Consider the following 415-nt stretch of genomic DNA (forward strand, 5'->3'; position numbering starts at 1 on the left):
GGGTTGGCGGAGGTAATTTTTTGAAAAGTTTGATCGAGGTGGAGATGGCTTTTCCAACATTTAAAGAGAATTTCGATACGCCATCGCAAGCGATAGAGTTGTCCGATGGTTTGGGCGTCGGCTACGTGGGCCTCCACATTGGTAATCCAAACGGTGTATCGTAATTGTTCATAGTAGTCTTCATCGTGAGCCGCACGGTGATGTCGGTCTTTTTGGCGGCGCTGACAGAGGAGTTCATACTGGTTCTCAGGGCGCTGGAAGACGATGAGCCGAACGGGCACTTTTCGTTTTGATAAAAGGACAGGGCAGTCGATTTTACGGGCTCCGTTGCGAAAAGCCTTGCGCAGATCGGCAAGTAACTGGATCGGCTCGCCGTTCAAATTATAAACCTTAATACCGTATTTGAGTCGACTGA

General features: G+C 48.9%; 1 protein-coding gene. It reads right to left on the minus strand.

From position 1 onward, the window contains the following. Positions 1 to 415 (minus strand): transposase (locus LVD47_RS23385; protein WP_236981142.1); only part of this gene is annotated, 415 nt, incomplete at both ends.

Origin of the sequence: Membranihabitans maritimus (genome assembly GCF_021729145.1) — a bacterium.
GTDB lineage: Bacteria > Bacteroidota > Bacteroidia > Chitinophagales > Saprospiraceae > Membranihabitans > Membranihabitans maritimus.